This is a genomic window from Fibrobacter sp. UWH6 (genome assembly GCF_900142465.1).
Lineage (GTDB): Bacteria > Fibrobacterota > Fibrobacteria > Fibrobacterales > Fibrobacteraceae > Fibrobacter.
Map to the genome: position 1 here is coordinate 12,912 of NZ_FRAX01000012.1, position 23,659 is coordinate 36,570.

At 50.7% G+C, this 23,659-nt stretch carries 19 protein-coding genes; 8 read left to right on the forward strand and 11 right to left on the reverse strand.

Annotation, left to right across the window (positions count from 1 at the left end):
• Positions 1 to 123: 123 nt before the first annotated feature.
• From BUB73_RS10650 to BUB73_RS10665, 4 genes are all read left to right on the forward strand, one after another.
• Complete coding sequence (locus BUB73_RS10650) at positions 124 to 1,683, forward strand: LamG-like jellyroll fold domain-containing protein (protein WP_073285639.1); 1,560 nt, start codon at positions 124 to 126, stop codon at positions 1,681 to 1,683.
• 184 nt (positions 1,684 to 1,867) lie between these two features.
• Entirely contained in the window at positions 1,868 to 3,178 is a 1,311-nt protein-coding gene (locus BUB73_RS10655) for a LuxR C-terminal-related transcriptional regulator (RefSeq protein ID WP_073285642.1), read from the forward strand.
• A 314-nt stretch (positions 3,179 to 3,492) separates the two neighbouring features.
• Positions 3,493 to 4,536, forward strand: coding sequence for a family 16 glycosylhydrolase (locus BUB73_RS10660; RefSeq protein ID WP_073285646.1), 1,044 nt, complete (start codon positions 3,493 to 3,495; stop codon positions 4,534 to 4,536).
• A 74-nt stretch (positions 4,537 to 4,610) separates the two neighbouring features.
• Positions 4,611 to 5,999 (forward strand): GntR family transcriptional regulator, encoded by a 1,389-nt coding sequence (locus BUB73_RS10665; RefSeq protein ID WP_073285649.1) that lies wholly within the window; start codon positions 4,611 to 4,613, stop codon positions 5,997 to 5,999.
• A gap of 180 nt (positions 6,000 to 6,179) precedes the next feature.
• Here the strand turns inward: BUB73_RS10665 and BUB73_RS10670 are convergent, their stop codons facing one another.
• The 6 genes from BUB73_RS10670 to BUB73_RS10695 all read right to left on the reverse strand — a co-directional run bounded on the left by BUB73_RS10670 (position 6,180) and on the right by BUB73_RS10695 (position 11,137).
• Positions 6,180 to 6,914, reverse strand: coding sequence for an IMP cyclohydrolase (locus BUB73_RS10670; RefSeq protein WP_073161312.1), 735 nt, complete (start codon positions 6,912 to 6,914; stop codon positions 6,180 to 6,182).
• A gap of 158 nt (positions 6,915 to 7,072) precedes the next feature.
• Positions 7,073 to 7,405 (reverse strand): hypothetical protein, encoded by a 333-nt coding sequence (locus BUB73_RS10675; protein ID WP_249269368.1) that lies wholly within the window; start codon positions 7,403 to 7,405, stop codon positions 7,073 to 7,075.
• Between the two features lie 57 nt (positions 7,406 to 7,462).
• Complete coding sequence (gene gatB / locus BUB73_RS10680) at positions 7,463 to 8,917, reverse strand: Asp-tRNA(Asn)/Glu-tRNA(Gln) amidotransferase subunit GatB (protein ID WP_073161310.1); 1,455 nt, start codon at positions 8,915 to 8,917, stop codon at positions 7,463 to 7,465.
• Positions 8,918 to 8,989: 72 nt separating this feature from the next.
• Positions 8,990 to 9,547, reverse strand: coding sequence for a hypothetical protein (locus BUB73_RS10685; protein ID WP_073161309.1), 558 nt, complete (start codon positions 9,545 to 9,547; stop codon positions 8,990 to 8,992).
• Between the two features lie 33 nt (positions 9,548 to 9,580).
• Positions 9,581 to 10,033 (reverse strand): type II toxin-antitoxin system VapC family toxin, encoded by a 453-nt coding sequence (locus tag BUB73_RS10690; RefSeq protein WP_073236179.1) that lies wholly within the window; start codon positions 10,031 to 10,033, stop codon positions 9,581 to 9,583.
• Positions 10,034 to 10,060: 27 nt separating this feature from the next.
• Positions 10,061 to 11,137 (reverse strand): hypothetical protein, encoded by a 1,077-nt coding sequence (locus BUB73_RS10695; RefSeq protein ID WP_073161307.1) that lies wholly within the window; start codon positions 11,135 to 11,137, stop codon positions 10,061 to 10,063.
• 141 nt (positions 11,138 to 11,278) lie between these two features.
• Between BUB73_RS10695 and BUB73_RS16970 the strand changes: the two genes are divergently transcribed.
• Positions 11,279 to 12,835, forward strand: coding sequence for a hypothetical protein (locus BUB73_RS16970; RefSeq protein WP_073285655.1), 1,557 nt, complete (start codon positions 11,279 to 11,281; stop codon positions 12,833 to 12,835).
• Between the two features lie 150 nt (positions 12,836 to 12,985).
• On the opposite strand, the gene BUB73_RS10705 is transcribed toward BUB73_RS16970, so the two are convergent.
• Complete coding sequence (locus tag BUB73_RS10705; RefSeq protein ID WP_073161305.1) at positions 12,986 to 13,183, reverse strand: hypothetical protein; 198 nt, start codon at positions 13,181 to 13,183, stop codon at positions 12,986 to 12,988.
• A gap of 137 nt (positions 13,184 to 13,320) precedes the next feature.
• Here BUB73_RS10705 and BUB73_RS10710 point away from each other — a divergent pair, with 137 nt between their 5' ends.
• Positions 13,321 to 14,142: a TatD family hydrolase gene (locus BUB73_RS10710; RefSeq protein ID WP_073285661.1), complete on the forward strand. Its 822-nt coding sequence runs from the start codon at positions 13,321 to 13,323 to the stop codon at positions 14,140 to 14,142.
• A 233-nt stretch (positions 14,143 to 14,375) separates the two neighbouring features.
• Here BUB73_RS10710 and mfd read toward each other — a convergent pair whose 3' ends face one another.
• Positions 14,376 to 17,723 (reverse strand): transcription-repair coupling factor, encoded by a 3,348-nt coding sequence (gene mfd, locus BUB73_RS10715; RefSeq protein WP_083539748.1) that lies wholly within the window; start codon positions 17,721 to 17,723, stop codon positions 14,376 to 14,378.
• Between the two features lie 29 nt (positions 17,724 to 17,752).
• Positions 17,753 to 19,087 carry an MATE family efflux transporter gene (locus tag BUB73_RS10720; protein WP_073285902.1) on the reverse strand — a complete coding sequence of 445 codons (1,335 nt, stop codon included), beginning with the start codon at positions 19,085 to 19,087 and terminating at the stop codon, positions 17,753 to 17,755.
• Positions 19,088 to 19,253: 166 nt separating this feature from the next.
• Between BUB73_RS10720 and lexA the strand changes: the two genes are divergently transcribed.
• Positions 19,254 to 19,928, forward strand: a complete 675-nt coding sequence (gene lexA, locus BUB73_RS10725; RefSeq protein WP_199173986.1) for a transcriptional repressor LexA — start codon at positions 19,254 to 19,256, stop codon at positions 19,926 to 19,928.
• 126 nt (positions 19,929 to 20,054) lie between these two features.
• On the opposite strand, the gene BUB73_RS17300 is transcribed toward lexA, so the two are convergent.
• Positions 20,055 to 21,071 carry a hypothetical protein gene (locus tag BUB73_RS17300; RefSeq protein ID WP_073161303.1) on the reverse strand — a complete coding sequence of 339 codons (1,017 nt, stop codon included), beginning with the start codon at positions 21,069 to 21,071 and terminating at the stop codon, positions 20,055 to 20,057.
• A gap of 3 nt (positions 21,072 to 21,074) precedes the next feature.
• The gene (locus tag BUB73_RS10735) at positions 21,075 to 21,563 is read right to left on the reverse strand and encodes a peptidylprolyl isomerase (RefSeq protein WP_263859330.1); all 489 of its coding nucleotides are present in this window, start codon (positions 21,561 to 21,563) and stop codon (positions 21,075 to 21,077) included.
• Between the two features lie 231 nt (positions 21,564 to 21,794).
• Between BUB73_RS10735 and lepA the strand changes: the two genes are divergently transcribed.
• Complete coding sequence (lepA, locus tag BUB73_RS10740) at positions 21,795 to 23,618, forward strand: translation elongation factor 4 (RefSeq protein ID WP_073161302.1); 1,824 nt, start codon at positions 21,795 to 21,797, stop codon at positions 23,616 to 23,618.
• Positions 23,619 to 23,659 lie beyond the last annotated feature (41 nt).

Sequence of the window (23,659 nt, forward strand, 5' to 3'; positions counted from 1 at the left end):
CAGCACGTAGCCCTTTTAACACTTTCCACCCTTTTTTTAGAGTGTAAGTTTTATGTATATTTTACGGCGGATGACATGAATTTCCCAACAGGACAACAGAATTCATTTAGATTGGAGTAAAGAATGAAGAAGTTCCTAGTACCGGTCGCCGCAGCATTGAGCCTTATGGCCTGCTCCGACGTAAACGATTCTATCGCCAACAATAGTCACCCCAGCCAAACATCCGTCGCAACCCCCAGCGCCCTCTGGAAGCAGTTGGAAACGGATGGTGTCAGCGAATATTTCGAAAGCAATGGTGTACTCCATACCGGTGAAACATCCATCCAGACTAATTTAAATTGCAAGAACAGCCTCCACATCGACGAATACACTCTGCTTCTCGATGAAATGGAAGGCATTTATAGAGAAGGAACCCTTGTAGACGGCGTCTGCGGCAAGGGCGTCGCCCTCGCATCCGGTGAAGTCGCTCCCCTCACCATTAACATGGTCGACGAAATGTCCAAGGGCACCATCGAATTCTGGTTCAAGCCAGCAGAAGATTTCTTCAACCTGGACAGAACCCTCCTGGGTAACGACGAAGCACGCATCCACTTCTTCGTCATGAACAACCTGCTCGTATTCCAGAAAAATCACGCCGACAAGCATTATTACGTCATGGGTCCCGCCAAATTCAAGAAAGGCTGGAACAAGATCGCCGGCCAGTGGGGTGACGGCTACCTGAGCGTCTGGATGAACGACGAGCTGGTGGCAAAGATTGCCCATACAGAAGGCTACAAGCCCTCTAACCGCGGTAAGCCTTTCGGCAACTTGCTAGTCGCCGGTTACAAGAGTTCCTGCTGCATGGAAGGACCCGGTATGTATAGCCCCCTGACAACCAGTGGCGCATACGACCAGATTCGCATTTCCATCATCCCCCGCTACAAGAACGAAGGTTCCATAGAAGACAAGGATGAAGAAATTTCCTCCAGCAGCGAAGAAGTGATTATCGAAGAATCTTCCAGCAGCGAAGAAGTGATCGTCGAGGATTCCTCTAGCAGTGAAGAAGTGATCATCGAGGAATCCTCCAGCAGTGAAGATGTAATCGTCGAAGAATCCTCCAGCAGCGAAAATTCCGATGACGACATCATCTTCTTTGAAGACTTCGACAGCGGAAAGAACTACGGAGTCACACTCATTGATGGCGAAAGCGGTATGGCAGCAAGCCTGGAATACGGGCAAAAAATCGTATTGGCGGCCTTAGACGAAAAAATTCCCCGGGGTACTTTTGAATTTTCATTCAAGCCCGGCGAACAGTTCGAATCCATGTACAAGGCAGCCCTGGTCGGAACCGACGAAAGCCGAATGACCATCCTGAAAGTCAACGATCAGTTGGTATTCTACAAGAATTTGCCTGACAGCTATATCAAGGTTAGCGGTAAGTACACCTTCAAGGAAGGCTGGAACAAGATCGCCGCCCAGTGGGACGGCACCTCCATTTCCCTGTATGTCAATGGGGAACTGATTGGCGAAACCGCCACCACCACGGTCTACACACCCTCTACAAGAGGAACATACTATGCCGCCTATGGCAATTCAATCCTGGTGGGCTATAAGAGTTACTGCTGTACTTCTGACGGAGAAGGCAGTGCCTACACTTCTGGAAGTTTCGACAACATCCTCGTAACCTCCAAGTTGCTCTACTAACCGCACAAAAAAAATTTTAACGCCTGCGCAATATTCAACGCAGGCGTTTTTCGTTTTTAGGGAGCATCCCTCCCAAATTTCAAAATATTTATGTTTTTTTTGTAACATTCCCGAAAAAATTCAATTTTTATGTCAACGATAGACTAAATTTGGCACGATGTCCGAGAGGTGTAAAGTACAGGGATTGACTAACCGGCAGCTCGAAGTTCTCGACCTGCTGCGCAAGGGGTTGACAAACGCCGAGATTTGTCGTGCCTTGAATATTTCAGAAAACACCGTCAAAATCCACCTGGCCAACATCTACAAGACGCTAGAAGTTTCAAACCGTACGGAAGCAGTAGCCGCAGTCGCAGAAACGGCCGAAAACTGGGTTAATTCCGATGAAGTCCGCATTCGCGTCATCCACGACAGCGACATAAAGGACCATCCCCTTGTCTATGAACTGTTCCACGGCATCGTAGAAAACTTCCAGGAATACCGCCTGTTCCTAATCAATACCGGATTGTCAGACGAAATTGTACAGGATTCAACCTATCAAATTAAAATTTCGGCTTCCCAAGACGGCAACCAGGCATTTATTTCACTGCTCCAGGGCAACAACAAGGCTATAATCTGGTCACAGAACCTTAAACTGGATGACGCAAGCGCAATTGATCTTTACGCAGACCAGTATTCAATCGTGCTGTTCCGCAACATGATCATTTCTGCAGCCAAGGTTCTCGAACAAAACTCCAATGCCTCCCCCGCCTGGTGGTACGCCACGTCATACTCCATCATAAAGAGTGAAAACCGCAGCAGGGACTGTTTCGAAAAGTGCATGTCGATGCTTCAGTCCCTCACGGTGGAAGGAGACATCAGAAACTACGTCCTGTGCAGTCAGGCATCAATCTACTACCTGGGAATTTCCGAAAACTGGGTAAACGGAGAGGAATTCGTCAAGAAAATTGGGGAACTGGCTTGCGATACCATGCGCAACAACCCCTCATCGGCCTATTCCATGTTCACCATGGCCCTTTACAATATCCTGTTGGGCAAGAAGAACGAAGCTATCGTCTACTTCGAGGGCATCCTGCTGTCCAACCCGCTGAACGTCATGTGCCGCCGCCTGCTGGTCCAGCTGTATATGCTCATGGGCCGCGAAGAAGACGCCTTAAAGCAGCTTGATGAAATTGCCCGCCTTGTCCCCAACGGTATGGACCAGCCATTCCAATTCGTAGCCAAGGCCATGATCTATTTCCTCCAGGGGAATTACGATTTCTGCGAAAAAGTTTCTAGGCAAGTACTGATGTTCCACCCCGAAATCCCCTTTGCAAGGCTTTTTGTAATTGCCTGCAACAACAAGAAGGGGAATTTGGACGAAGTAAAGAAACAGGTGAAGATATTCTACGAATACCATCCAAACTTTACAAGAAATGACTTGGAGCGTTTTATCGGAGGAGTATCTCCCAACCTCAAGCAGATTCTCCTAGAGGCGATCCAAAACATTTTTGACTAAAATCACGAAAAAACGGCAGTTTACCCTGCCTTTTTTCATTTATATAGCCCATATGGGCTATGGCTTTAATCATACCAACTTATTATTTTATGAATACCTGAGAAGGAGAAACGCTCTCTGTCCGACACCTCTTATAGGAGAGCATTATCACTTGGGGGACAAAGAGAGGTAGCCTTCCAATTGGGAGAAGGCTACCTTTTTTTGTTGCCAGACAACCCATCAATCGATACAGTGCTGAGAAATTAACACTCGTTAAACTTGTTATAAAGTTAGACAGTTTATATGTTTGATTCCGGTGTAGAAAAGGAGTCAAAATGAACCTGAAAAAATCTCTCTCTCTCTTGGCAATGGCTGCAGCAGCCGTTTCCGCACAAACCAACGACAGGGACTACTCTGGCGCCGAACTTTACACTAGGGACACCTACGAATACGGTCGTTTCGAAGCCCGTATGCAGATGGCAGCCGGTTCCGGCACCGTCAGTTCCATGTTCCTCTACCACAACGATTCTTACATTGGCTGCGACGAACCCTGGGTCGAAGTGGATATCGAAATTCTGGGCAAGAACCCCAATGAATTCCAGTCCAACATCATTACCGGTTACGGTCCTGCCGATGGCTGCGCCGACAGAAAGCAGTACAGCGAAAAGCTTCATCCCATGAGCCCCGCCGTGAACACCGCCTTCCATACCTACGTCATGGAATGGACTCCGGACTACGTGGCCTGGATTATTGATGGTGTTGAAGTCCGCAGAACCAAGGCTGGCGAACTGAACAGCAAGGGTGCAGATCAGGTCGTAGACCTGAAGAAGAAGCCCCAGGGTCTCCGTTTCAACCTCTGGTCCCATACCGATGCAGGTTGGGTTGGCCCGTGGGACGATTCCATCCTCCCCGTTTACCAGTTCATCAACTGGGTCAAGGTTTACAAGTACACTCCGGGTCAGGGCGAAAACGGTTCCGACTTCACTCTGGACTGGGTTGATAACTTCGATTCTTTCGACTCTTCCCGCTGGCTCAAGGGTAACTGGACCTTTGACGGCAACCGAGTCTACATCAGCTCCAAGAACATTTACGCACAGGACGGCATGATGATCCTCGCCCTCACCAAGAAGGGTCAGGAAAGCTTCAACGGCGTGGTTCCCCAGGATACAGAACCCAGCCCCGTTACAAGCTCTGCAAGCCAGGATCCTTCCTCTAGCGCTTCCGCCAATCCGGCTTCTAGCGCTTCTGAAGATCCGTCTTCCATCAAGAAGCTCACTCCTGCAGCAAAGCTCCAGAATTCTCGCGGCACCTTCAACGCCAAGGGCGAAATGGTGAACAAGGCTAACGCAGCCCGCTACCGCGTAGACTTCAAGCTCTAAAAAAGACTCCAACCCCAAACAACAAAGCCTGTACAGTAGCAATATTGTACAGGCTTTTTTTTATTTTGTAGTCCGTGAAGAACCGGATTAAGCAAATTTTATTGGATACTCCCCATAAAGATGGAGACCGCCTTCCTTCTATCAGAGATGTGATGAAGCATTATAACACGTCTTCGGGTACGGTACAGTCCGCCCTGAAAGAACTGACGGAAGAAGGAAAAATCTGCAAAATTCAAGGAAAGGGGTGCTTCTGGGGAAAGGAACTGATCAGCCAGAATATACCCATGGTTCACGAAACTGTGGCCGAACGTCTGGCAAAAGCTTTTGACCGCGATTTCGAGCGCGGACTCCTCAAGCCGTCTAAGTCCCTCCCCCAGTCCAAGGAACTGGCCCTGCGTTACAACGTAGCCCAGAACACCTTGCGCAAATTCCTGGATGGAAAGGTTTCCCAGGGAGTCCTGAACAAGTCCGGCAGACAATATTTCTTTGCCCAAAACAGGGTTGTAAACGAAACTTCCCCCCTCAGCGAAGTGATTTTTGTAACTCGATGCAACAGTTGGGGCGGTTTTACGCCAGAAAGTGAACGCGAACTGGATTTTTTGCGTCTAGTATATAGAAAGGCCGGCGCAGAACGGTACAAGCTATCTTTATTAGGCATTAATGATGAAACAGGCAAGATCGTAGACCGTAGCGGAAAGGAACGCAGACTTTCAGACTATCCCAACGCTGTGGGAGCCGTCCTGTCCACTCTGCTGGTGCAGCGATTCCAGCCCCTGTTAAACTTTTTTGCCGACGCCAAGTATCCCGTGGCCGTCTGGTGGGAGCATCCCGAAGATGCAGTCCCCAAAACATTCTTGCGAAAGTTGAACTGGACCTTCTTCAACTCCACCTTCGGAGAAAATCCCGGTCAGGAAACAGGCCGCTACCTGATGAGCCAGGGCGTCAAGGAAATCAACTACTTTTCGCCCTACCATAATAGTTCCTGGTCCAAGGATCGCCTTATGGGGCTGTTGACTTCGGGCCTGCAGGTACACCCCTACGCAGACGATGAATTTGCAAGTCCCTGGGACTATAAGGAAATTGCCAGAAAGAATGTGGAAAAGCATTCTGTCGAAACATACGCCCGCAACCTGGAAAAGGATAAACTGAAGTCTATGGCCCAGCGCGCAATCGCTGACCGCCAAGGCAAGCCGAACATTCCCTGGGTTTGCGTCAACGACGAAGTGGCCGGCATCTTTATCGAAATGAATGACGATGGCGACATCAAATTGGAACAGCCGGAATACGGTCCCGTTTTGGTGGGGTTCGACAATTCCATCGAAAGCTACCTATTGCGACTCCCCTCTTATGACTTCAATACCGAAGCGTTGGTAGAGCAGATTTTCTACAGCATCAGCAATCCGTCGGAATATTACGACAAAAAGAAAATCCACCACATTTTAGGAAATGTTGTTGAAAAATAGCGAAACAATTCCACAAAAACAAAGGCCCCCAAAGGGGGCCTTCATTTTTCAACAACATTTCCAATTACGAATTATTAAGTACGAATTACGAGAATAATAGTCGCGGAGAAGCCGCCTAACTAAGTCTCATAATTCATACATCGTAATTCATAATTGACTTTGATCTAGACAAAAACAAGTTTACTTGTTTTTGTTGACGATCAAAGTCTTAGCCTTGAAGGTCTTGCGGTCGATGACCTTGACCATCAGGGAAACCTTGTTGTCCTTGTCCAGGGCGTTCCAGTACTTCTTCAGGTTTTCTTCGGCGGTGTCGAAGATGGGCATCAGCTTCGGGGAACCTTCGAAGGAAGGAATGGGCTTGCCGTCGGTGACGTAGGTGCTGATGAAGTGGCCGAGACCCGGAAGAGCCTTTTCGAATTCGAAAGTAGCGCGTTCGCAGCCAGCGTCTTCGCAGTTGTTGCGAGACTTGAGGATGCTTAATTTGTACAAAGCCGGCTGGGCGTTCTTGTAGTGGATACCGGAGATACGCGGAGTGAAGTTGGGAGCGTCGTCTTCGTACTGACGGGTAGCCAGAGCGCTTTCGAAAGTGCCGCCCAGCTTGATGGCGTCATAGATAGTATCAGTCTGGTCACCGTTGGTGATGATCTGAACATCAGCAGTGTGGCGAGCCGGATAGTAGATGATGAGGTGCGGGTCGGTGAGCTTGGATTCATCGAAAGCCTTGGTCTTCATGAAGCCGGTCTTAGCTTCCATTTCGAAAACGCGGTTACGGCTGTTGACGCTGCGGCCCATGATCCAGTAAACCTGAACGAAGGACTTGCCATCGGGGCTGGTGCCGAGAACGATACCACGACCGGGATACGGATTCTTGGTGAGAGCCTTGAAGTTTTCTTTTGCTTCATCTGTATAAGACATTTTGTACCTCTTGTTGTTAAAAATTTTCAGGTCGCTTCGCTTTGAGGTCGGTCACTACCGTTCCCTTTCAGGTATGAGGCTATTACACAACATAACTACGCTCAAAAATAACTAGACCTCACACCTCAAAGCACCGCAAGGTGCGACCTCATACCTCACTACCTCTTCGGATTATAATTATTCATCAGCACCATGGCGATGGTTACACACAACATAACGACACTACCAACTATGACCTGCTGTTTATGGTCGTACTCGCGTTTGACATAGCTAGGGTTCTCTTCGTTCAGTTCCTGCAAGGTCGGACCTTCCGCCAGCTTTGTACTATCAATACCATAGAGTTCGGCAATTTCAGCATCCGTCATATTTAGGGTATTGACATAGGCGGAATCATACTGGTCCAGCTTGTCGGCGGCAGACGAAACCGCCGGCGTCAGTGCGACGCAGGCGATTGCAATTGCGAATATTGCAAACACACGATTCAATGCCATAGCAACTTGCGAAGCAGAGCCTGCCCTGAGCATAGCGAAGGGTGGCGATTAGGCCGATTATTCCTGAGCCAGCTTGTCGAGAATCTCGTTCACCATACCCGGGTTAGCCTTGCCACCGGACTTACGCATGGTCATACCCACAAGGAAGCCCTTCAGAGCCACCTTACCGGCCTTGAATTCTGCGAACTGGGCAGCGTTGGCTGCGCAAACTTCGCGAACAATAGCTTCGATAGCGCCAGTATCAGCCACCTGGACCAGACCCTTTTCCTTAACGATATCTGCAGGATCCTTGCCAGTTTCGAACATGTCGGCGAAGACAGTCTTTGCAATCTTACCGTTGATGGTCTTGTCTTCAATCAGGTTCACCAGGGCGCAGAGCTGTTCCGGCTTGATCTTCAGGTCAGCGAGGCCACCTTCCAGATCCTTCATCTTGGCCAGGAGTTCGGTAATGACCCAGTTAGCGAGAACCTTGCCGTTCTTGCAGTTCTTGGAAGCGGTATCGAACCAGTCGCTGATGTCGCGGTCGTCGGTCAAAACCTGTGCATCGTATTCAGACACGCCAAGATCATTCATGAAGCGGGCGCGACGTGCATCCGGCAGTTCCGGAAGGGTGCGGCGGATTTCTTCCACGAAGGCAGGATCGGTAACGAGGCGTACCATGTCCGGTTCCGGGAAGTACTTATAGTCGTGAGCGTCTTCCTTGGAGCGGATGACGATAGTCTTGTCAGCATTGGGGTCGTAACGCTTGGTGCACTGTTCCACTTCCTTGCCTGCGTCGAGCGTTGCGGACTGCAAGTAGTATTCGGCGTTCAGAGCCTTTTCAAGGTTGGTGAAGCTGTTCAGGTTCTTGATTTCTGCACGGGTGCCGAAAGGAGCGTCTTCGGAAGCGCGGAGGGAGATGTTACCATCGCAGCGCATGTTGCCGTTTTCCATGTTAGCATTGGAAACGCGGGTGTATTCCAAAGTCTGCTTGATCTTCTTGAGGACCAGCACAGCTTCTTCCGGGCTACGGATGTCAGGTTCAGTCACGATTTCGCAAAGCGGAGTACCGCAGCGGTTTGCGTCGAAGTGAGAGTCGGTGGGGCTCATGTCGTGGATCAGCTTACCGGCGTCTTCTTCCATGTGGATACGGGTAATGCCCACGCGCTTCTTGGTGCCGTCAGCCTTGATGATTTCCAGCCAGCCGTTCTTGCAGATGGGATGGTCGTACACCGGAAGACCGCCAGTCTGGGTAATCTGATAGCCCTTGGGAAGGTCCGGATAGAAGTAGTTCTTACGGGTCCACATAGCGTTCAGGTCGATTTCGCAGTTGAGAGCGAGACCCAAGCGGATAGCGTATTCCACAGCCTGCTTGTTGGGAACCGGCATGGCACCGGGCATACCCAGGCAAACCGGGCAAACGTGCTTATTAGGAGTAGTGTTCACTTCAATTTCGCAACCGCAGAACATCTTCGTCTTGGTAGCGAGCTGGCAATGGATTTCGAGACCGATAACGGTAGAGTAGTTAGGCATATTAACTCCAGTAAATTTACAAGAGAAAATGTAGAAAAAAGCCACACTAACAAAGTGCGGCTCAATTCAAAATTACTCAATGGTGAAGTATGTATCGTAGTAGATAAAGGGGCGCTTCTTCTTTTTCTTGAACTTGCCCTTTCCACCGCCTTCCAATTCAGAGACCAGATCCTGGAGGCCGCCCATTTCAACCTTGTTGGGATCGTCTTCTTCTTCGGCTTCCTTGACCTTGAAGTAAGGGATTACCAGGTCGAAGTCATCCTTGTCTGCATCCTTTTCGAAGTTGAAGGAATATTCCGTTTCGGTGTTGCCATCCTTAACGCGCTTGGTAGAGATGTTGATGCTCATCAGGCGGGCATTGAGAGTCACTGCATCAAACTGAACAGTCATGTCCAGGGCGTATTCTTCCAGAGGCAAGGTGGTCTTAGAAAAGCAGAAGTCACCAACGCTGTTGAATGCACCATCAATTTCGACACCGTACTTGATCAGGTCGCGGAGCATGCCGTGGGTTGCGCCGTATTCCATAGCCTTGAGGGTGAACTTGGACTTCACCATGAGCTGCTGCAGCTTCAGGGAATACTTGTCCAGACGAGACGTCAGGTTCATTTGCATCTTATATTCATTTGCCATATCGAGTCCTTCTTTTGTCGGGCGCAAATATAATTATAAAACTTCTTCCAGCGTTACCACGGGTATATCCGTAGAGTTCGCAAAGTTCACATTCTCGGTAAGGATGCAATCCGCTCCGTTCACGAATGCCGTGGCCAGTCGCAGGGAATCTTCTTCGGAAAGCTTGTGGTTTGTACGATTGGCAGATGCAAAAAGTTCTGCAGCCTTCACCGCGATTTCGCCATTCACGTCACAGAGTTTAACGTTCTGGGAATGTTCAAAGAACTCACGGTACTGGCGGGCAAGAACGCCCTCCCCTGCCACACAGGCCTTGCGGGAAAGTTCGAACAGGGTGACGCTAGAAGTCAGAATCGTGACGTTCTTTTCGTAAGCATAGTCCAGCACCGACGAAACGACAGGATAGAAGTCCGGATGCATCTGGAGCAGGCGGACAACTGCGCTTGTATCCAGAAATAGAATGCGGGACTGTTCTATAACCTTGTTCATAAAGTTAGAGTGTCTGACCTGCTGTAATTACTCGTAGATTTCCATCTGGGCGATGTCTTCACGCATGCCGGCACGAACCATCCTGAATCGTTCAGCCTTGGGGTAGAAGTACCAGATCCACCATTCACCGCTAATATCGGTGCGCTTGGTCTTGATGGCCACGGGCTTTTCACCCTTGAAGTAGTCGCGCTTGTGGGGAATCACGTGTTCGAAGGGACGATAGGTATGGACTTCTTCGCCAGCCTTACGTTCGATAAAGCCGTTACCGCCCTTACTCCAGGTGATGGTCACCTTTCCGTTTTCATCCTTTTCTTCCTTGCAGGAATCAAAGCCGCTGTCGCACCACTTGAAGTACTTGTAGGTGAAAGCCTGTTCGGGCATGTTGAAGGTTTCGACCACGCGACGGATGCCCCTGAAGTCGTTGTATTCGCCTTCGAGAGTGTAGTTGCCCACGTTGTATTCGGAGCAGCCACGCTGAGCCACCTTCACTCGACGGTTGGCGATTGCCAGGTCAACGGTGCAGCCTTCTTCGCTATAGGTCATGCGACCCTGGCCGCCGGCTTCGCGCATTTCCACATTGCTGGCTTCCAGTTCGGCACGACCAGATTCGGGGCCATTCTGGATGATAAAGGTAAACTGTCTGGGGTTCGTAGGAGACTTCTTGAGGACAACGCGACCGGTTGCGGAGGCGTACTCGCCACTCAGGTCCTGGGCTGCCTGCTGGAAACGGGCCAGGTCGGCGCGCTTGACCCAGAGGGCACCATACTTACAATCGATGGGAACGAAACGGGGCGGTTCAGAGGGAGTTACCTTTTCATAATAGACCACCTTCTTCTTGACGGTCTTCATCTTGGGGCGTCCCTTCTTGTCTTTCTTGACATTGCCCTTCTTGTCCTTGACTTCCACCTTTTCCTTGACAATCTTGGTCTTTTTTACGGAATCCTGGGGAATGGGCAGTTCCTTGATCCAGTCATTAAGCTGGAGGGTTGCTGCGGGGGTACTTTCGTCTACGGTACCGCCAACCTTTTTATAAACGGACAGAGTTTCTTGTGAAAAACCGAATGCAACGGCAAAAAACAATGCAAAAATGATAGATCTCTTCAAAATTCACCTCTTTTGAAGCGTAAAGTTAGCCATTTTAAATGATAAATGAAAGTAAAAACCCCTAAGGAAAGTTTTTTTTACCATACTGCCAAAATTTTTTACTAAAATTTGAACGTGGAATTAGTGAAAGGAGTTCCCTCTATGAAGAAAATGTTTTTAGCCTCTTGCATCATGGCTGCAGCTGTCTTTGCTGCACCTGAAGCATCTGCACCCGCTGCAGCACCTGCTGCCGCTCCCGCCGCCGCAGCTCCCGCTGCCCAGCCTGCTGCCCCCGCTGCCGAAAAGGCCGCTCCTGCTGCTACCGAAGCAGCCGCTCCTGCCGCTGCTCCCGCTGCAGCTGAAGTAGCAGCCCCGGCCGCCGCTCCCGCTGCTCCCGCCGCCGAAAAGGCAGCACCTGCAGCCGAAGTCGCCGCCCCCGCCGAAGCAGCTCCTGCTGAAGCCGCTGCTGCCCCCGCTGAAGAAGTGAAGGCTGCCGAAGCCGCTGCCGAACAGGCACCCGCCGCCGAAGCCGCTGCCGCTGAAGCACCCGCAGCAGAAGCTGTTGCCGCAGAAGAAGCCAAGGCCGAAGAAGTAAAGGCCGCCGAAGCTCCTGCCGCAGAACCTGCCGTCGAAGCAGCACCTGCAGCCGAAGTTGCAGCCGCTCCCGCTGCTGAACAGGCTCAGCCCAAGAAGAAGAAGCGCAAAAAGAAAAAGATGATCGAAAACGCAGTGATGTCTGTTAACCAGATCAACTTCGACATCAACGCTGACTTCGAATTGGAAGCAGGCAAGGTATTCTGGTCTTCCGAAAACGACAAGTATAGCGACAACCTGGAAACCTGGAACGGAGAAGCTAACTTTGCAGTCCTCGCTGAAACCGAAGACTTCAAGGGCAAGATCGGCCTCGCATTCTACCCCGGCGACCTGAAGTCCTCCGACGACAACGTCGACAAGAAGGTCAAGAAGGAACAGATCCGTAACAGCTCCGCAGAAACTGCAGCAGCCGACTACTTCTCCCTGGACGAAGCATGGGCAATGCAGGGCACCGACTACTTCACCTTCAAGGTGGGTCGTTGGGACAACACTGACAAGAGCGGTGACTACTTCGGTGGCTACATCGATGGTTACGTAAACGGCTTCCTCTCCACTCAGGCTTCCGAAAACCAGTTGCAGTTCGGCTTCACCCCGAGCGACAACATGGACCTGTACCTGTCTCTCATCAGCAAGTCTGAAAATCTGGACAGAGGCGACATCCGTGCTGCATTCAACTTCCACGGCCTCGAAGGGCTTGAAAAGCTGAAGGTTCAGCTGGCTTACCGCAGCAACCTCTTCGACGCCATCTACGACGCCGATGCAGACATCAAGCACAACGTTTCCGCCAAGTTCAACCTGCCGGTTGTCTCCAACACCATGGACATCTTCGCTGAAGGCGCCCTCATGGACGTTTCCGACGACCTGGTTATCCCGGTTACCGGCGGTGTTACCTTCTACACCAAGGTTGTAGACCGCATCATCGTCGAAGCCGAATACATTGCTGACCGTAACGAACACAAGGAATTCGGTGTTAGCGACAAGCAGAAGCATGTGAAGGACGTTCTCGGTGCAATCTACCTGGAAAAGGCATTCACCGACCGCTTCAGCCTCTCTGCTGGTTTCCACAGCTACGGTTCTACCAAGGACTACATGCTGTCTGGCAACCTGGTTGGCCGCATCAACTAATCACATTAGAGAATTTCTCTGAAAAAGTGTCTGGTTTAACGCCAGGCACTTTTTTTATTCCCAAGGTTAAACGTTCCTTCCCACATATAAACCCAAACAAAAAAACGCCCGGCTTAAGCCGAGCGCTCGCAAAAAAAATTTGACTTTAAATTAGAGACCCTTGCGATCCAGATCCATCATGAGAGACTGGAGGGAATCTTCGACGCTGGTGCGGAAGTCAGCAACACCCAGGCTGCAGCTAGCAACAACTTCGCTACCCTTGGCAATGCGAATGATAGTGAAACCACCTTCATTAGAAAAAGAAACAGACAGACCCTTATTCAGTGCCTTTTCCAGCAAATCACGCATTAGAAACTCCTTTTTTGAGGATTGATAAAACTTATAGCCCTAAATTAGGCTTTTTCGTTTGGAAAAACAACCCTTTTTTACAGAATTTGAGCAAAAAAAAGGCATTTTTTAGACCAAGCAAGTCTATATTTTGACACATGTTCGATTTTCACCTCCATTTGTCACGACTCCCCCACTCCGCCGATGTGGCCAAAGCCCTCTTACAAGCCGATTGCGGATTCAACAACGTGGCTTGCGAGCCCTGGGAATGGGAAAAATCGATGGAACTGATGAAAATCACTGACGTTCAGCACGCCCAGTCCGCAACGAAATGGACACAAGCCTTCGGTGTACACCCCATGGCCGCCGCCCAAGTGAGCGAATCAGAAATGAACCGCCTAGAACAGATTCTCCGTAGCGGCGATTATGCCGTTGGCGAATGCGGGCTAGACAAGCGTTTTGAAGGATATGAGTCCGCAGGAGTTCAAGAGCTAATTTTTAAAAGACAGGTAAAGTGGGCGCAGGAACTAAACCGCCCCATTCAGGTTCACTGCGTCGGAGATTACAGCAGGATATTGAAAATGATCGCAGACGTGGAATGCTGTCAACGGGAAACCGCCCCGGTCCCTCAGGTCATTTTCCACCGCTTCGGCGGGGACGCTGGCATTATCAAGGCGACACTGCAACAGCTGGGTACACGGGCCCTCTTTTCGCTGCACGCCGACTCCTTCCGCAAAAAATCAACGGCAGCCGCAATGGGTCTAATCCCTCGGGAACAAGTCCGCTTTGAAACCGACGCCGACGAAAGTTTCTCACCGAACGACGCAAACACTCCAAACGGCGCAGACGTGCCACCCCGAAATGGCACAGACACCCCCAAAGGCGAATCAGCGTCGGATTGTTCCACCTCAGCCGCCGTTGCCTCCCGAATTCAGGAGTGCTTGGAGCGAATTCATGGGCAGTTTTCGCAGGTTTACTAACCAAACGGGTGCCAAATGGCCAATTAGGCAGTAAAATTTTAATTTGTATGTATCTTTTTTATGGGTAGCGAGTCTTGATTACGGACCAAACTCCTTTAAAATAGAGATTTAGTTAGTAAAATAAAACACAAATTATCCCGGAACGGATTTTTTTTATGAAAAACTACTAACCAATTACACCAAAAAACGGAGTTTGGTTAGTAAAAATCGCAATTTCGGGGGCTCTCACGCCGTTAAACCGAAATTTTATCAAAAGCCTTGAACTGCTTCAAGGCGTTTTCCGCCAGTTCCGACGCCTTGCCGCGGCCAAGTTCAATCACCACCTGCAAGGGTGAACCGCCCATAATGCGCATGGGGAACAACGCGTTGGCGTACATCTCGCTCAACACGCGGGGGCCAACCGGGGGCGATTCCACGAAGGTGGCCGCAAGCAGCCCCTTCTTCTGTTGCAAGCCCTGGATCTTCAGGCGGCCCGCATGCAGGCCAATTTCAGACACAAGCAAAAGCATCTTGGCCGCTTCGGGAACAGGGCCAAAACGGTCGTTCAGTTCCTGGCCAATGGCTTCCAGATCGCTGGGCTTTGCCGCACGGGAAATCCTCTGGTACAGCGAAATTCGGGTAAGGCCATCCTGAATGTAATCTTCGGGCAGGTAGGCGTCCACACCCAATTCCACGCGAGTCTGGATGGGCTTTTCCAGCGGACCGCCGCGGAGCATTTCTACCGCTTCCTTCACCAGGCGCACATAAGTTTCAAAGCCAACTTCGGCAATAAAGCCGTGCTGTTCCTGGCCTAGCAAGTTGCCCGCACCGCGGATTTCAAGGTCGCGCATAGCCAGCTGGTAGCCGCTGCCCAAGTCCGTAAACTGTTCCAGAGCCTTCAGGCGGCGCATGGATTCCGGAGAAATTTCATGTTTGGCGGGAATCACCAGCAAGGCCTTTGCAAGAACGCTACTGCGGCCCACTCGCCCACGCATCTGGTACAGCTGACTGATGCCAAAATGATGGGCGTTCATAATGATAATCGTATTGGCGTTAGGAACGTCCAGGCCCGACTCGATAATGCTTGTGCTTACGAGAACGTCAAACTTTCGAGACAGGAACGCGTCCATGGAATTTTCCAGATCGCGATCGTCCATCTGACCGTGAGCCACACCGATTACCGCATTAGGAACCAGTTCCTGAATTTCGTCGGCCAAATCGTAAATGTTCTGCACGCGGTCATTCACGATAAACACCTGACCGCCACGGGCTAGTTCGTCTACAATGGCGTTCTTGATGACTTCATCGTCACGCTTCAGCAACTTGGTTTCAACAGGCAGGCGATTTACCGGCGGCGTATTGATCAAGGAAATATCGCGGACGCCGGTCATGCTCAAATGCAGGGAACGGGGAATGGGCGTGGCACTCATGCTCAAGGTGTCCACCGCCAGACGCATCTCGCGGAGTTTTTCCTTCTGCTTTACGCCAAACTTCTGTTCTTCGTCAATAATCAAAAGTCCCAAGTCGTGGAACTGATTCTTTTCAGAAAGCAAGGCGTGAGTTCCGATCAGAACATCCACCTTCCCTTCGGCCACCTGCTTGAAAATTTCCTTCTTTTCCTTGGTGGTCTTGTAGCGGTTCACCAGGGCGATGTTGGCGCCGAAACCCGCAAAACGATCCATGAAATTTTCATAATGCTGGGCCGCCAAAATGGTGGTGGGAACAAGAACGGCAACCTGCTTCTTGCTGGCGATACTCTTGCAGGCGGCGCGCATGGCCACCTCAGTTTTTCCAAAGCCAACGTCACCGCAAATCAGGCGGTCCATAGGCTTATGGCTTTCCATATCCCTCTTGATATCGGCGGTTGCCTTCACCTGGTCGGGTGTGGGATCGTATTCAAAGGCGTCTTCAAATTCACGCTGCAGACTATCATCAGGCGGGAACTCAAAACCATCGATCAGTTCGCGCTTGGCGTAAAGTTCCACCAGTTCGCGGGCAATCTGGATGACCTTCTGCTTGACACGCTTCTTGACATTTTCCCAGCTCTTGCCGCCCAGCTTATCTAGCTTCGGTTCGTTTTCGCCGTTATCGAGACGTTCAATTTTTTGAAGGTCCGCCACAGGGAATTTCAGCTTGTCGCCGCCGGCATATTCCAGCAAGGCGCAGTCCACCATGCCGCCGTTCACTTCTACACGGACAAGGCCCAAATAACGGCCAACCCCATGATCTTCGTGGGCTACGAAATCCCCGCGGTTCAGGGATTCCACCATTAACGCACCCGAAACAGAGCCAGCGATTTTCCTTTTGCGGACCTTATTGGAATGACGATTGAAAATTCGAGTTTCCGTCAAGAAGGCGACCTTGTCTTCTTCAAGCCAGAAACCTTCGGTCATATTGCCCAGGATATATTCTTCGATGGGGTAATTGCCAAAAACAAGACGCAAACGGTTTAGGCCCCCCTGGGTGGGGGCCACAACATAAACGGTGCCGCCCGCCGCAGTGAATTCCTCAATTTCACGTTCCACCAGTTCGGTTCCGTGAGATGAAAAATCCTGAGGCTTACAATGAAGATCGAACCAGTTGCCGTCATCCACCTTGACGCGGGTCATGTCCATGGAGGCGCGCCCCACAAAGCCGCGGGAAAGTTCGCCGATCTTGTAAATCAAATCGCTGGGAGCGCAGGCTTCTTCATCCACCAGACGCACTTCATGGTAGGCTGCCTCGTAAGCATAATAAGTCTTGGATGCCTGTTCCGAAAGCAGGGAAAGTTCCTCGAAAACCAGGGAGGCTCCCGGCAAGTAATCCAGCAGACTTCTTTCCAGACGTTCATAGCGACCGCGGTGCCACCAGAGCCCTTCCTGTTCGCCATTATAGCGAGACAGTTCCTTTTCGGGAATGGTAAATTCTCCCATGGGGTACAGCTGAACCTGCTTCATCTGCTCCACGGAACGCTGGCTGAAAATGTCGAAACTTCGTATGGATTCAATCTCGTCGCCAAAGAATTCAATTCGGATCGGGTGCGGGTAAAGCAGGCAGTTTACGTCAACGATACAACCGCGAACCGAGAACTCCCCAACCCCGCTAACCACAGGCTGTTCCACAAAACCGTGGTCCATGAACCAGGGGCGAAGCGTAGACGGTTCAAGAACGTCACCCACCTTCAAATTCAGGCAGTTCTTCATCACGGCACCCGGACTGGGCAGGCGCATGATAAAGGAATCCAGGGGGCAAACCGTAATAAAGGGCGCCTCCCCATGATTGGAATTGTACTTATCTACGTCTCGAAAAAACTTTAGACGTTCTTCTAGGACACCCTCAAAAGGAACCTTCTTTTCGTAAGGCTTCAGGCCCACCGAAGGGAAGAATCGCACGAACTGCTCCCCCACCAGGCTTTCCAGATTTTCAACCCATGCCTCGGCACTTCGGTAATCCCTAGCCACCACAATAATGGGCTCCGGATTCTTCAAGTAACGAGTCGCCACCATCATGGCCGCAAGCGGAATCGTCGCTCCGTTTACGTGGATGGCCTCTCCCTTGACCTTGTGAAAAACGTTAAGGGTTTGCGAGTGGGCGAAGGTTAAAAATTCTGATAAGGATTCCATAATTCGGTGTAAAGATAGCTTTTTTAGCTTTACACCACAGCCTTGGATTTCCAACGGCCGCTACGCCAGCGCCAAATGTTTGCAATGGAACGGTAGAATTCATCGCAGGCAATGCCGAGCCATAAACCCACCAGCCCAAGGTCCAGAACAAAAGCCAGGAACAGTGCAGTCGGAGCCGCCAGGACCCACATCATGCCGCCTCCCACAATGGCCGGGAACTTGGAATCGCCCGAAGCCCGTAAGGACGTGGTCACAATAAAGTTCACCGCCTTGAAAGGCTGCACCGCCACATCGCACCAAAGGCAAAGGCATCCAAGCTTAATGACGTCGGGATTATCCGTAAAGAATCCGATGAGATGCTCCCCCATCAGGGCCATGCAAATGGACAGCACCAGACCGCTGACCACGCCAATGGCAAGGGTCTGATAGACCCTCTTGTTGGCCTTTTCAAAATCGTGGGCCCCCACCAGATGGGCTACCAGAATCTGGTTTCCATGACCAAGGCCAATTCCAAGAATCACAGAAAGTGCGGCAAAGTTACCTGCGAAAACGCGGGCGGTCATGGCAGTCGTTCCCACATACACAACCATGGCGGTAATAAAAACCTGGAACAGCTGAAAGCTGATGGGTTCCGCAGCGGCAGGCAATCCAATTCGGATCCAGTCCGGCAAAATGGCGCGGGAACGTTTCAGGTCGCGACGGTGAGTCTGATGTTCCACCTTATACCGCAAAACGCACCACAAGATTCCAGAAGAAATCAACCAGGAAAGCGCGGTGGCCAGGGCGACGCCATACACGCCCATCTTCGGCAAGCCAAAGCAGCCTTCCAAAAAGACATAGTTCATGGCCGCATTGGAAATAATGGTCACTAAATTGCCTAGCAAATTCCAAATTGTCAACCCGTGGGTAGCAATAAGGGCCGTCAACGTCGACTGCGCAGACCTGAAGGCAAAACCAAAAGCGACGACGGACAAGAACTGCTTTGCAAATTGAGCAGGCTCCGCATCCAACCCCATCCACTTGGGAATGTACCCCGAAATGGGCCAAATGATCAAGCTGAGGGCAAATCCAAGAATCAGACTGCCCACCAACACCATGGACTGCGTCGAACGGGCGTGACTTTTCTGATTGGCCCCGATAAACTGCGATGCGATACTGGCACCGGATTGGGCCAGGGCATTGAGGGCCGTAAAAAGGGCGGCAAGAACAGGCATCATGGCGCCGACCCCAGCCGCAGCCGTTTCCGACGTTCGGGAAAGGAACCAGCTATCCATCAGGGGCTGGAGCATCCCAATGGCAAAAGTCAAAATGAGAGGCCACGAGAGGCTTATAAGGGAACGATCCTTGACTTCAACCTTTTTCATGGCGCGGATTTTAGAAATAAAGACGGCCAAAAACTAGATGGACCTCAAAATAAATTGGTTCTACCAGTATACAGGAAAAAAACTCACTTTTGTGCAGTGTTCATATTGACAATTATCCATTTGAACACTATATTTATAAATGTAAAGTTCAAAAGCGAGGTTTATAATGGAAATGAACGATTCTATGCAGGGTAACGAAAGTTCCCGCAAGGAACTGACTTCCCGTCAGGAAGAAATCCTGGAATACATCAAGAAGTACTCCAAGGAAAACAAGATGCCGCCCACCGTGCGAGAAATCGGCAACCATTTTGAAATTTCTTCTACCAATGGCGTGCGTTCCATTCTCGCAGCCCTCATCAAGAAGGGTTACATCAGCCGTTCTCCCCGCCTGAGCCGCGGTATCGAAATCATCGGTTCCAACGATGACGAAAATAAGGAACTGGCACCCAGCAACACCATCGAAATTCCTATCGTGGGTCGAGTTGCAGCAGGTACCCCCATTCTCGCAGTGCAGAACCTGGAAGGTACTGTTACCATCGACCGCGATTTTCTAGCTTGCCGTACCGACGTCTTTGCACTCCGCGTCAAGGGCGATTCCATGATCAACGCAGGAATCTTTGATGGCGATTTGATCTTTGCACGTCAGCAGAAAACCGCAGACCGCGGCGAAATCATCGTAGCCCAGGTCGATAACGAAGCTACCGTCAAATATTACCACCCCAACGCAGACCACGTCGAGCTGCGCCCTGCAAACCCCAGCTACCGTCCCATCATCGTAAAGAAAGACAAGGACTTTGCCATTGCAGGCCGCGTCATCGGCGTTATGCGCAAGATTAGCTAACCTGCGATTTTTCAAACTCGCTTGCATTTATACAAAAAAAGGCGGACAAAAGTCCGTCTTTTTTTATACCCACACTTTTATAGCCATAAAGAAAGAACCACCGACGAAAGCCGGTGGATTCATTCATTAATCATCAAGATCGGCGAGATCGTCTTCGGCAGCCTTCAGATCGTCTGCGTCCGGTCCCATGATATCTTCATCTTCTTCATCAAGGGAGTCGCCCATGCCGCCCAGCTGGTATTCCACCTTGCGGGCTTCCTTGGACTGACCAAGCTTGAGGATGAATGCACATTCTTCGCAGTAACCGAGATGCTTATCGACCCAGAATTCCGGAGACACCAGGTTGCGGTTGCAACGGGTACACATCTGGGATGCAGCTTCGCGTTCGAAAGCCAGGTTCTGTTCTTCCAGTTCCTTAAGGATACGTTCAGTCAGTTCTTCCTGAGTTTCTTCAGCAAGAGAAGCCTTGTGACGGATAGCTGCAGTGGGCTTCATTTCGAGACTCTTCATTTCAGAAGACATCTTCTTCTTGTTGGAACGGTCTTCCTGTTCATCAATTTCGACGAACATGACAGACTTAGACAACTTCTTGACGCCTTCCAGCAAAACAGCATAGTCGTACTTGGAGTCAACCTTGGATTCAGCCTTGGGCTCAACCTTCACTTCCACTTTTTCTTCCTTGACTTCAACCTTTGCAGTCTTTGCATGAGCCTTTTCTTCGGCCTTGGGAGCTTCCTTCACGGCGGCCTTTGCAGTCTTTGCAGGAGCCTTTTCAGCAACCTTTTCTTCGGCCTTCGGAGTTTCCTTCGCTGCAGCCTTAGAAGCCTTGGTTTCCTTGGCACTTGCCTTGGAAGCCTTTGCAGGAGCGGATTCAGCAGCCTTGGCTGCGGCCTTTGCCTTGGCGGGAGCAGCCTTTTCAACCTTTTCAACCTTTTCGGCAGCCTTGGCAGCCGGTTTGGCAGCAGACTTAGAAGCAGTCTTGGAGGCAGTTTCCTTGGCAGCAGACTTTGCGGCCTTGGGAACTTCCTTTTCTACAGGCTTAGTTGCCGGTTTCTTGGCTGCACTGGCAGTGGCAGTCTTTTTTGCAGCCGGTTTCTTTTCGGCGGCCTTGGTTTCCTTCGTTGCAACTTTCTTAGAACTCATAGATTACTTCTTTTCTTCGATTTTAATGTTTAAAATTGGGTCGTTCGGTTCAATGCGGCAAACAATATCTTGCCCCTGAAGAACGCGGCCAAACACAGTATGCTTGCCATCCAGGTGGTGCTGCGGTGTCTGAGTAATAAAGAACTGAGATCCGTTGGTGTTGGGGCCACGGTTCGCCATAGAAATCACACCGGCATCATGAACCAGGCTGCTGATTTCATCGTCAATGGTGTATCCAGGACCGCCGGTGCCATTTCCCTTAGGATCGCCACCCTGAATCATAAAACCGTTAATCACACGATGGAACAGAAGTCCATTGTAAAAACCGCTATTGGAAAGTTCAACAAAGTTTGCCACCGTATTCGGAGCAGCCTTAAAATCCAGTTCCACGACAATAGGACCTTCATGAGTAGAAATGGTCGCTACAATGGACTTGATTCCAGTATAATCCTTATTGAAGACCTTCCCTTTTTCGCCATCAGCAAATGTCAAGGAAAAAAGCCCACACAGACCAACACAAAAAACACATGCAAGTGCTAATTTCTTGAACAGTTTCATAGATTCCATCATGTAATCGTATACGAACGAGTTTTTGTCAATAAAAACTAATTGCCTGTAGAATATAGAATATATCGGTTCGGGGGAGGCTGAGCATTTTCTATATTTGGGCGAAATTAAGACGCTTTTAACGAAGTTCTCAACAACTGGAACCAATAGCTCACTATGGCTCATAACGACAATATCAGAAACTTCAGTATTATCGCCCACATCGACCACGGTAAATCCACCCTGGCCGACCGAATGATCGAACTGACCAAGACCGTTTCCAAGAACGAAATGATGAACCAGCTCCTGGACGACATGGACCTGGAACGCGAACGCGGTATCACCATCAAGGCCCACGCCATCCGCATGGTCTACGAACGTGACGGCAAGGAATACATTCTGAACATGATCGACACCCCGGGTCACGTGGACTTCACCTATGAAGTGAGCCGTTCCCTAGCCGCTTGCGAAGGAGCCATCCTGGTGGTGGACGCAAGCCAGGGCATCGAAGCCCAGACCCTCTCCAACCTGTACCTGGCCATCGAGAACAACCTGGAAGTGATTCCCGTCTTGAACAAGGTTGACTTGCCGGGTGCCCAGCCCGACCACTTCGCCCAGATGATCGGCGACCTGCTAGGCTACGATCCGGATAAGATTCCCCGCATTTCTGCAAAGACCGGCCTGAACGTAGAACAGGTCCTGGACAAGATCGTCGATGAAATTCCCGCCCCCACTGGCGAAAGCGATAAGCCCCTGAAGGCATTGATCTTTGACTCCGTGTACGATTCCTACCGCGGCGTGATCAACTACATCCGTATTGTAGAAGGCACCCTGAAGCCCGGCATGAAGATCCGCATGATGAAGACCGGCGGCGAATACATGGTCACCGAAGTAGGTACCTTCAGCATGCGTCGCGACCCCAAGCCGGAACTGACTGCAGGCATGGTAGGCTATGTGCTTGCCAACGTGAAGACCATTAGCGACGTGAAGATCGGCGACACCTTGACCGACGCAGCAAATCCTGCAACGGAGCCCCTGCCCGGCTACAAGGATATCCTCCCCATGATCTATTCCGGTATCTACCCCATCAATCCGGAAGATTACAAGGACCTGCGCGAAGCTCTTGAAAAGTTGCGCTTGAACGACTCCGCCCTCACCTGGGAACCGGAAACTTCCGAAGCCTTGGGCTTTGGTTTCCGCACTGGCTTCCTGGGACTCTTGCACATGGAAATCGTGCAGGAACGCTTGGACCGCGAATTTAACGTAGACATCATTACCACCGTCCCCAACGTGGAGTACCACGTTTACATGAGCGATGGCGAAATGATCAAGATCGAAAGCCCCAGCAAGCTTCCCGACGCCAGCCGCTACGACCACATCGAAGAACCTTACGTAAAGGCCCAGATCTTTACCCCCAAGGAATTCGTGGGCGCCCTCATGACCCTCTGCGACGAAAAGCGCGGCGAGTTCGAGACCATGGAATACCTGGACGAAACCAAGTGTATCTTGAAGTACAACCTGCCCCTGGCAGAAATCATGTTCGACTTCTATGACCGTCTGAAGTCCGTGAGCCGCGGTTACGCCGGTCTGGATTACGCCCCCATGGGCTACCGCCAGAACAACCTGGTGAAGCTGGACATCCTTTTGAACGGTGATCCAGTGGACGCCTTCTCCGTGATTATCCATCGCGACAAGGCCCACACTTACGCCAACGCCATCTGCGTCAAGCTGAAGGACCTTATTCCCCGTCAGCAGTTCGACGTGGCTATCCAGGGTGCCATCGGCGGAAAGATCATCAGCCGCAGCACCGTGAAGGCAGTACGTAAGGACGTGCTTGCCAAGTGCTATGGCGGTGACATTACCCGTAAGCGCAAGCTCCTTGAAAAGCAGAAGGAAGGTAAGAAGCGCATGAAGAGCATCGGCTCTGTGGAAGTGCCCCAGAAGGCATTCCTCGCAGTTCTTTCCCTCTCCGACAATTCCTCCGGCGGCAGCGAAGACTAATCGAGGCGGGGTTAAGAGTTGTCTAGACTAGACCGAAAAGT

Excerpts from the sequence above, each read along its gene's own strand:
- lepA (WP_073161302.1), top strand. The coding sequence starts at position 21,795 with ATGGCTCATAACGACAATATCAGAAACTTCAGTATTATCGCCCACATC.
- gatB (WP_073161310.1), bottom strand. The coding sequence starts at position 8,917 with ATGCCTAACTACTCTACCGTTATCGGTCTCGAAATCCATTGCCAGCTC.
- BUB73_RS10660 (WP_073285646.1), top strand. The coding sequence starts at position 3,493 with ATGAACCTGAAAAAATCTCTCTCTCTCTTGGCAATGGCTGCAGCAGCC.
- BUB73_RS10710 (WP_073285661.1), top strand. The coding sequence starts at position 13,321 with ATGTTCGATTTTCACCTCCATTTGTCACGACTCCCCCACTCCGCCGAT.
- BUB73_RS10650 (WP_073285639.1), top strand. The coding sequence starts at position 124 with ATGAAGAAGTTCCTAGTACCGGTCGCCGCAGCATTGAGCCTTATGGCC.
- mfd (WP_083539748.1), bottom strand. The coding sequence starts at position 17,723 with ATGGAATCCTTATCAGAATTTTTAACCTTCGCCCACTCGCAAACCCTT.
- BUB73_RS17300 (WP_073161303.1), bottom strand. The coding sequence starts at position 21,071 with ATGAGTTCTAAGAAAGTTGCAACGAAGGAAACCAAGGCCGCCGAAAAG.
- BUB73_RS10705 (WP_073161305.1), bottom strand. The coding sequence starts at position 13,183 with ATGCGTGATTTGCTGGAAAAGGCACTGAATAAGGGTCTGTCTGTTTCT.
- BUB73_RS10675 (WP_249269368.1), bottom strand. The coding sequence starts at position 7,405 with ATGGCATTGAATCGTGTGTTTGCAATATTCGCAATTGCAATCGCCTGC.
- BUB73_RS10685 (WP_073161309.1), bottom strand. The coding sequence starts at position 9,547 with ATGGCAAATGAATATAAGATGCAAATGAACCTGACGTCTCGTCTGGAC.
- BUB73_RS10670 (WP_073161312.1), bottom strand. The coding sequence starts at position 6,914 with ATGTCTTATACAGATGAAGCAAAAGAAAACTTCAAGGCTCTCACCAAG.
- BUB73_RS10720 (WP_073285902.1), bottom strand. The coding sequence starts at position 19,087 with ATGAAAAAGGTTGAAGTCAAGGATCGTTCCCTTATAAGCCTCTCGTGG.
- BUB73_RS16970 (WP_073285655.1), top strand. The coding sequence starts at position 11,279 with ATGAAGAAAATGTTTTTAGCCTCTTGCATCATGGCTGCAGCTGTCTTT.
- lexA (WP_199173986.1), top strand. The coding sequence starts at position 19,254 with ATGGAAATGAACGATTCTATGCAGGGTAACGAAAGTTCCCGCAAGGAA.
- BUB73_RS10690 (WP_073236179.1), bottom strand. The coding sequence starts at position 10,033 with ATGAACAAGGTTATAGAACAGTCCCGCATTCTATTTCTGGATACAAGC.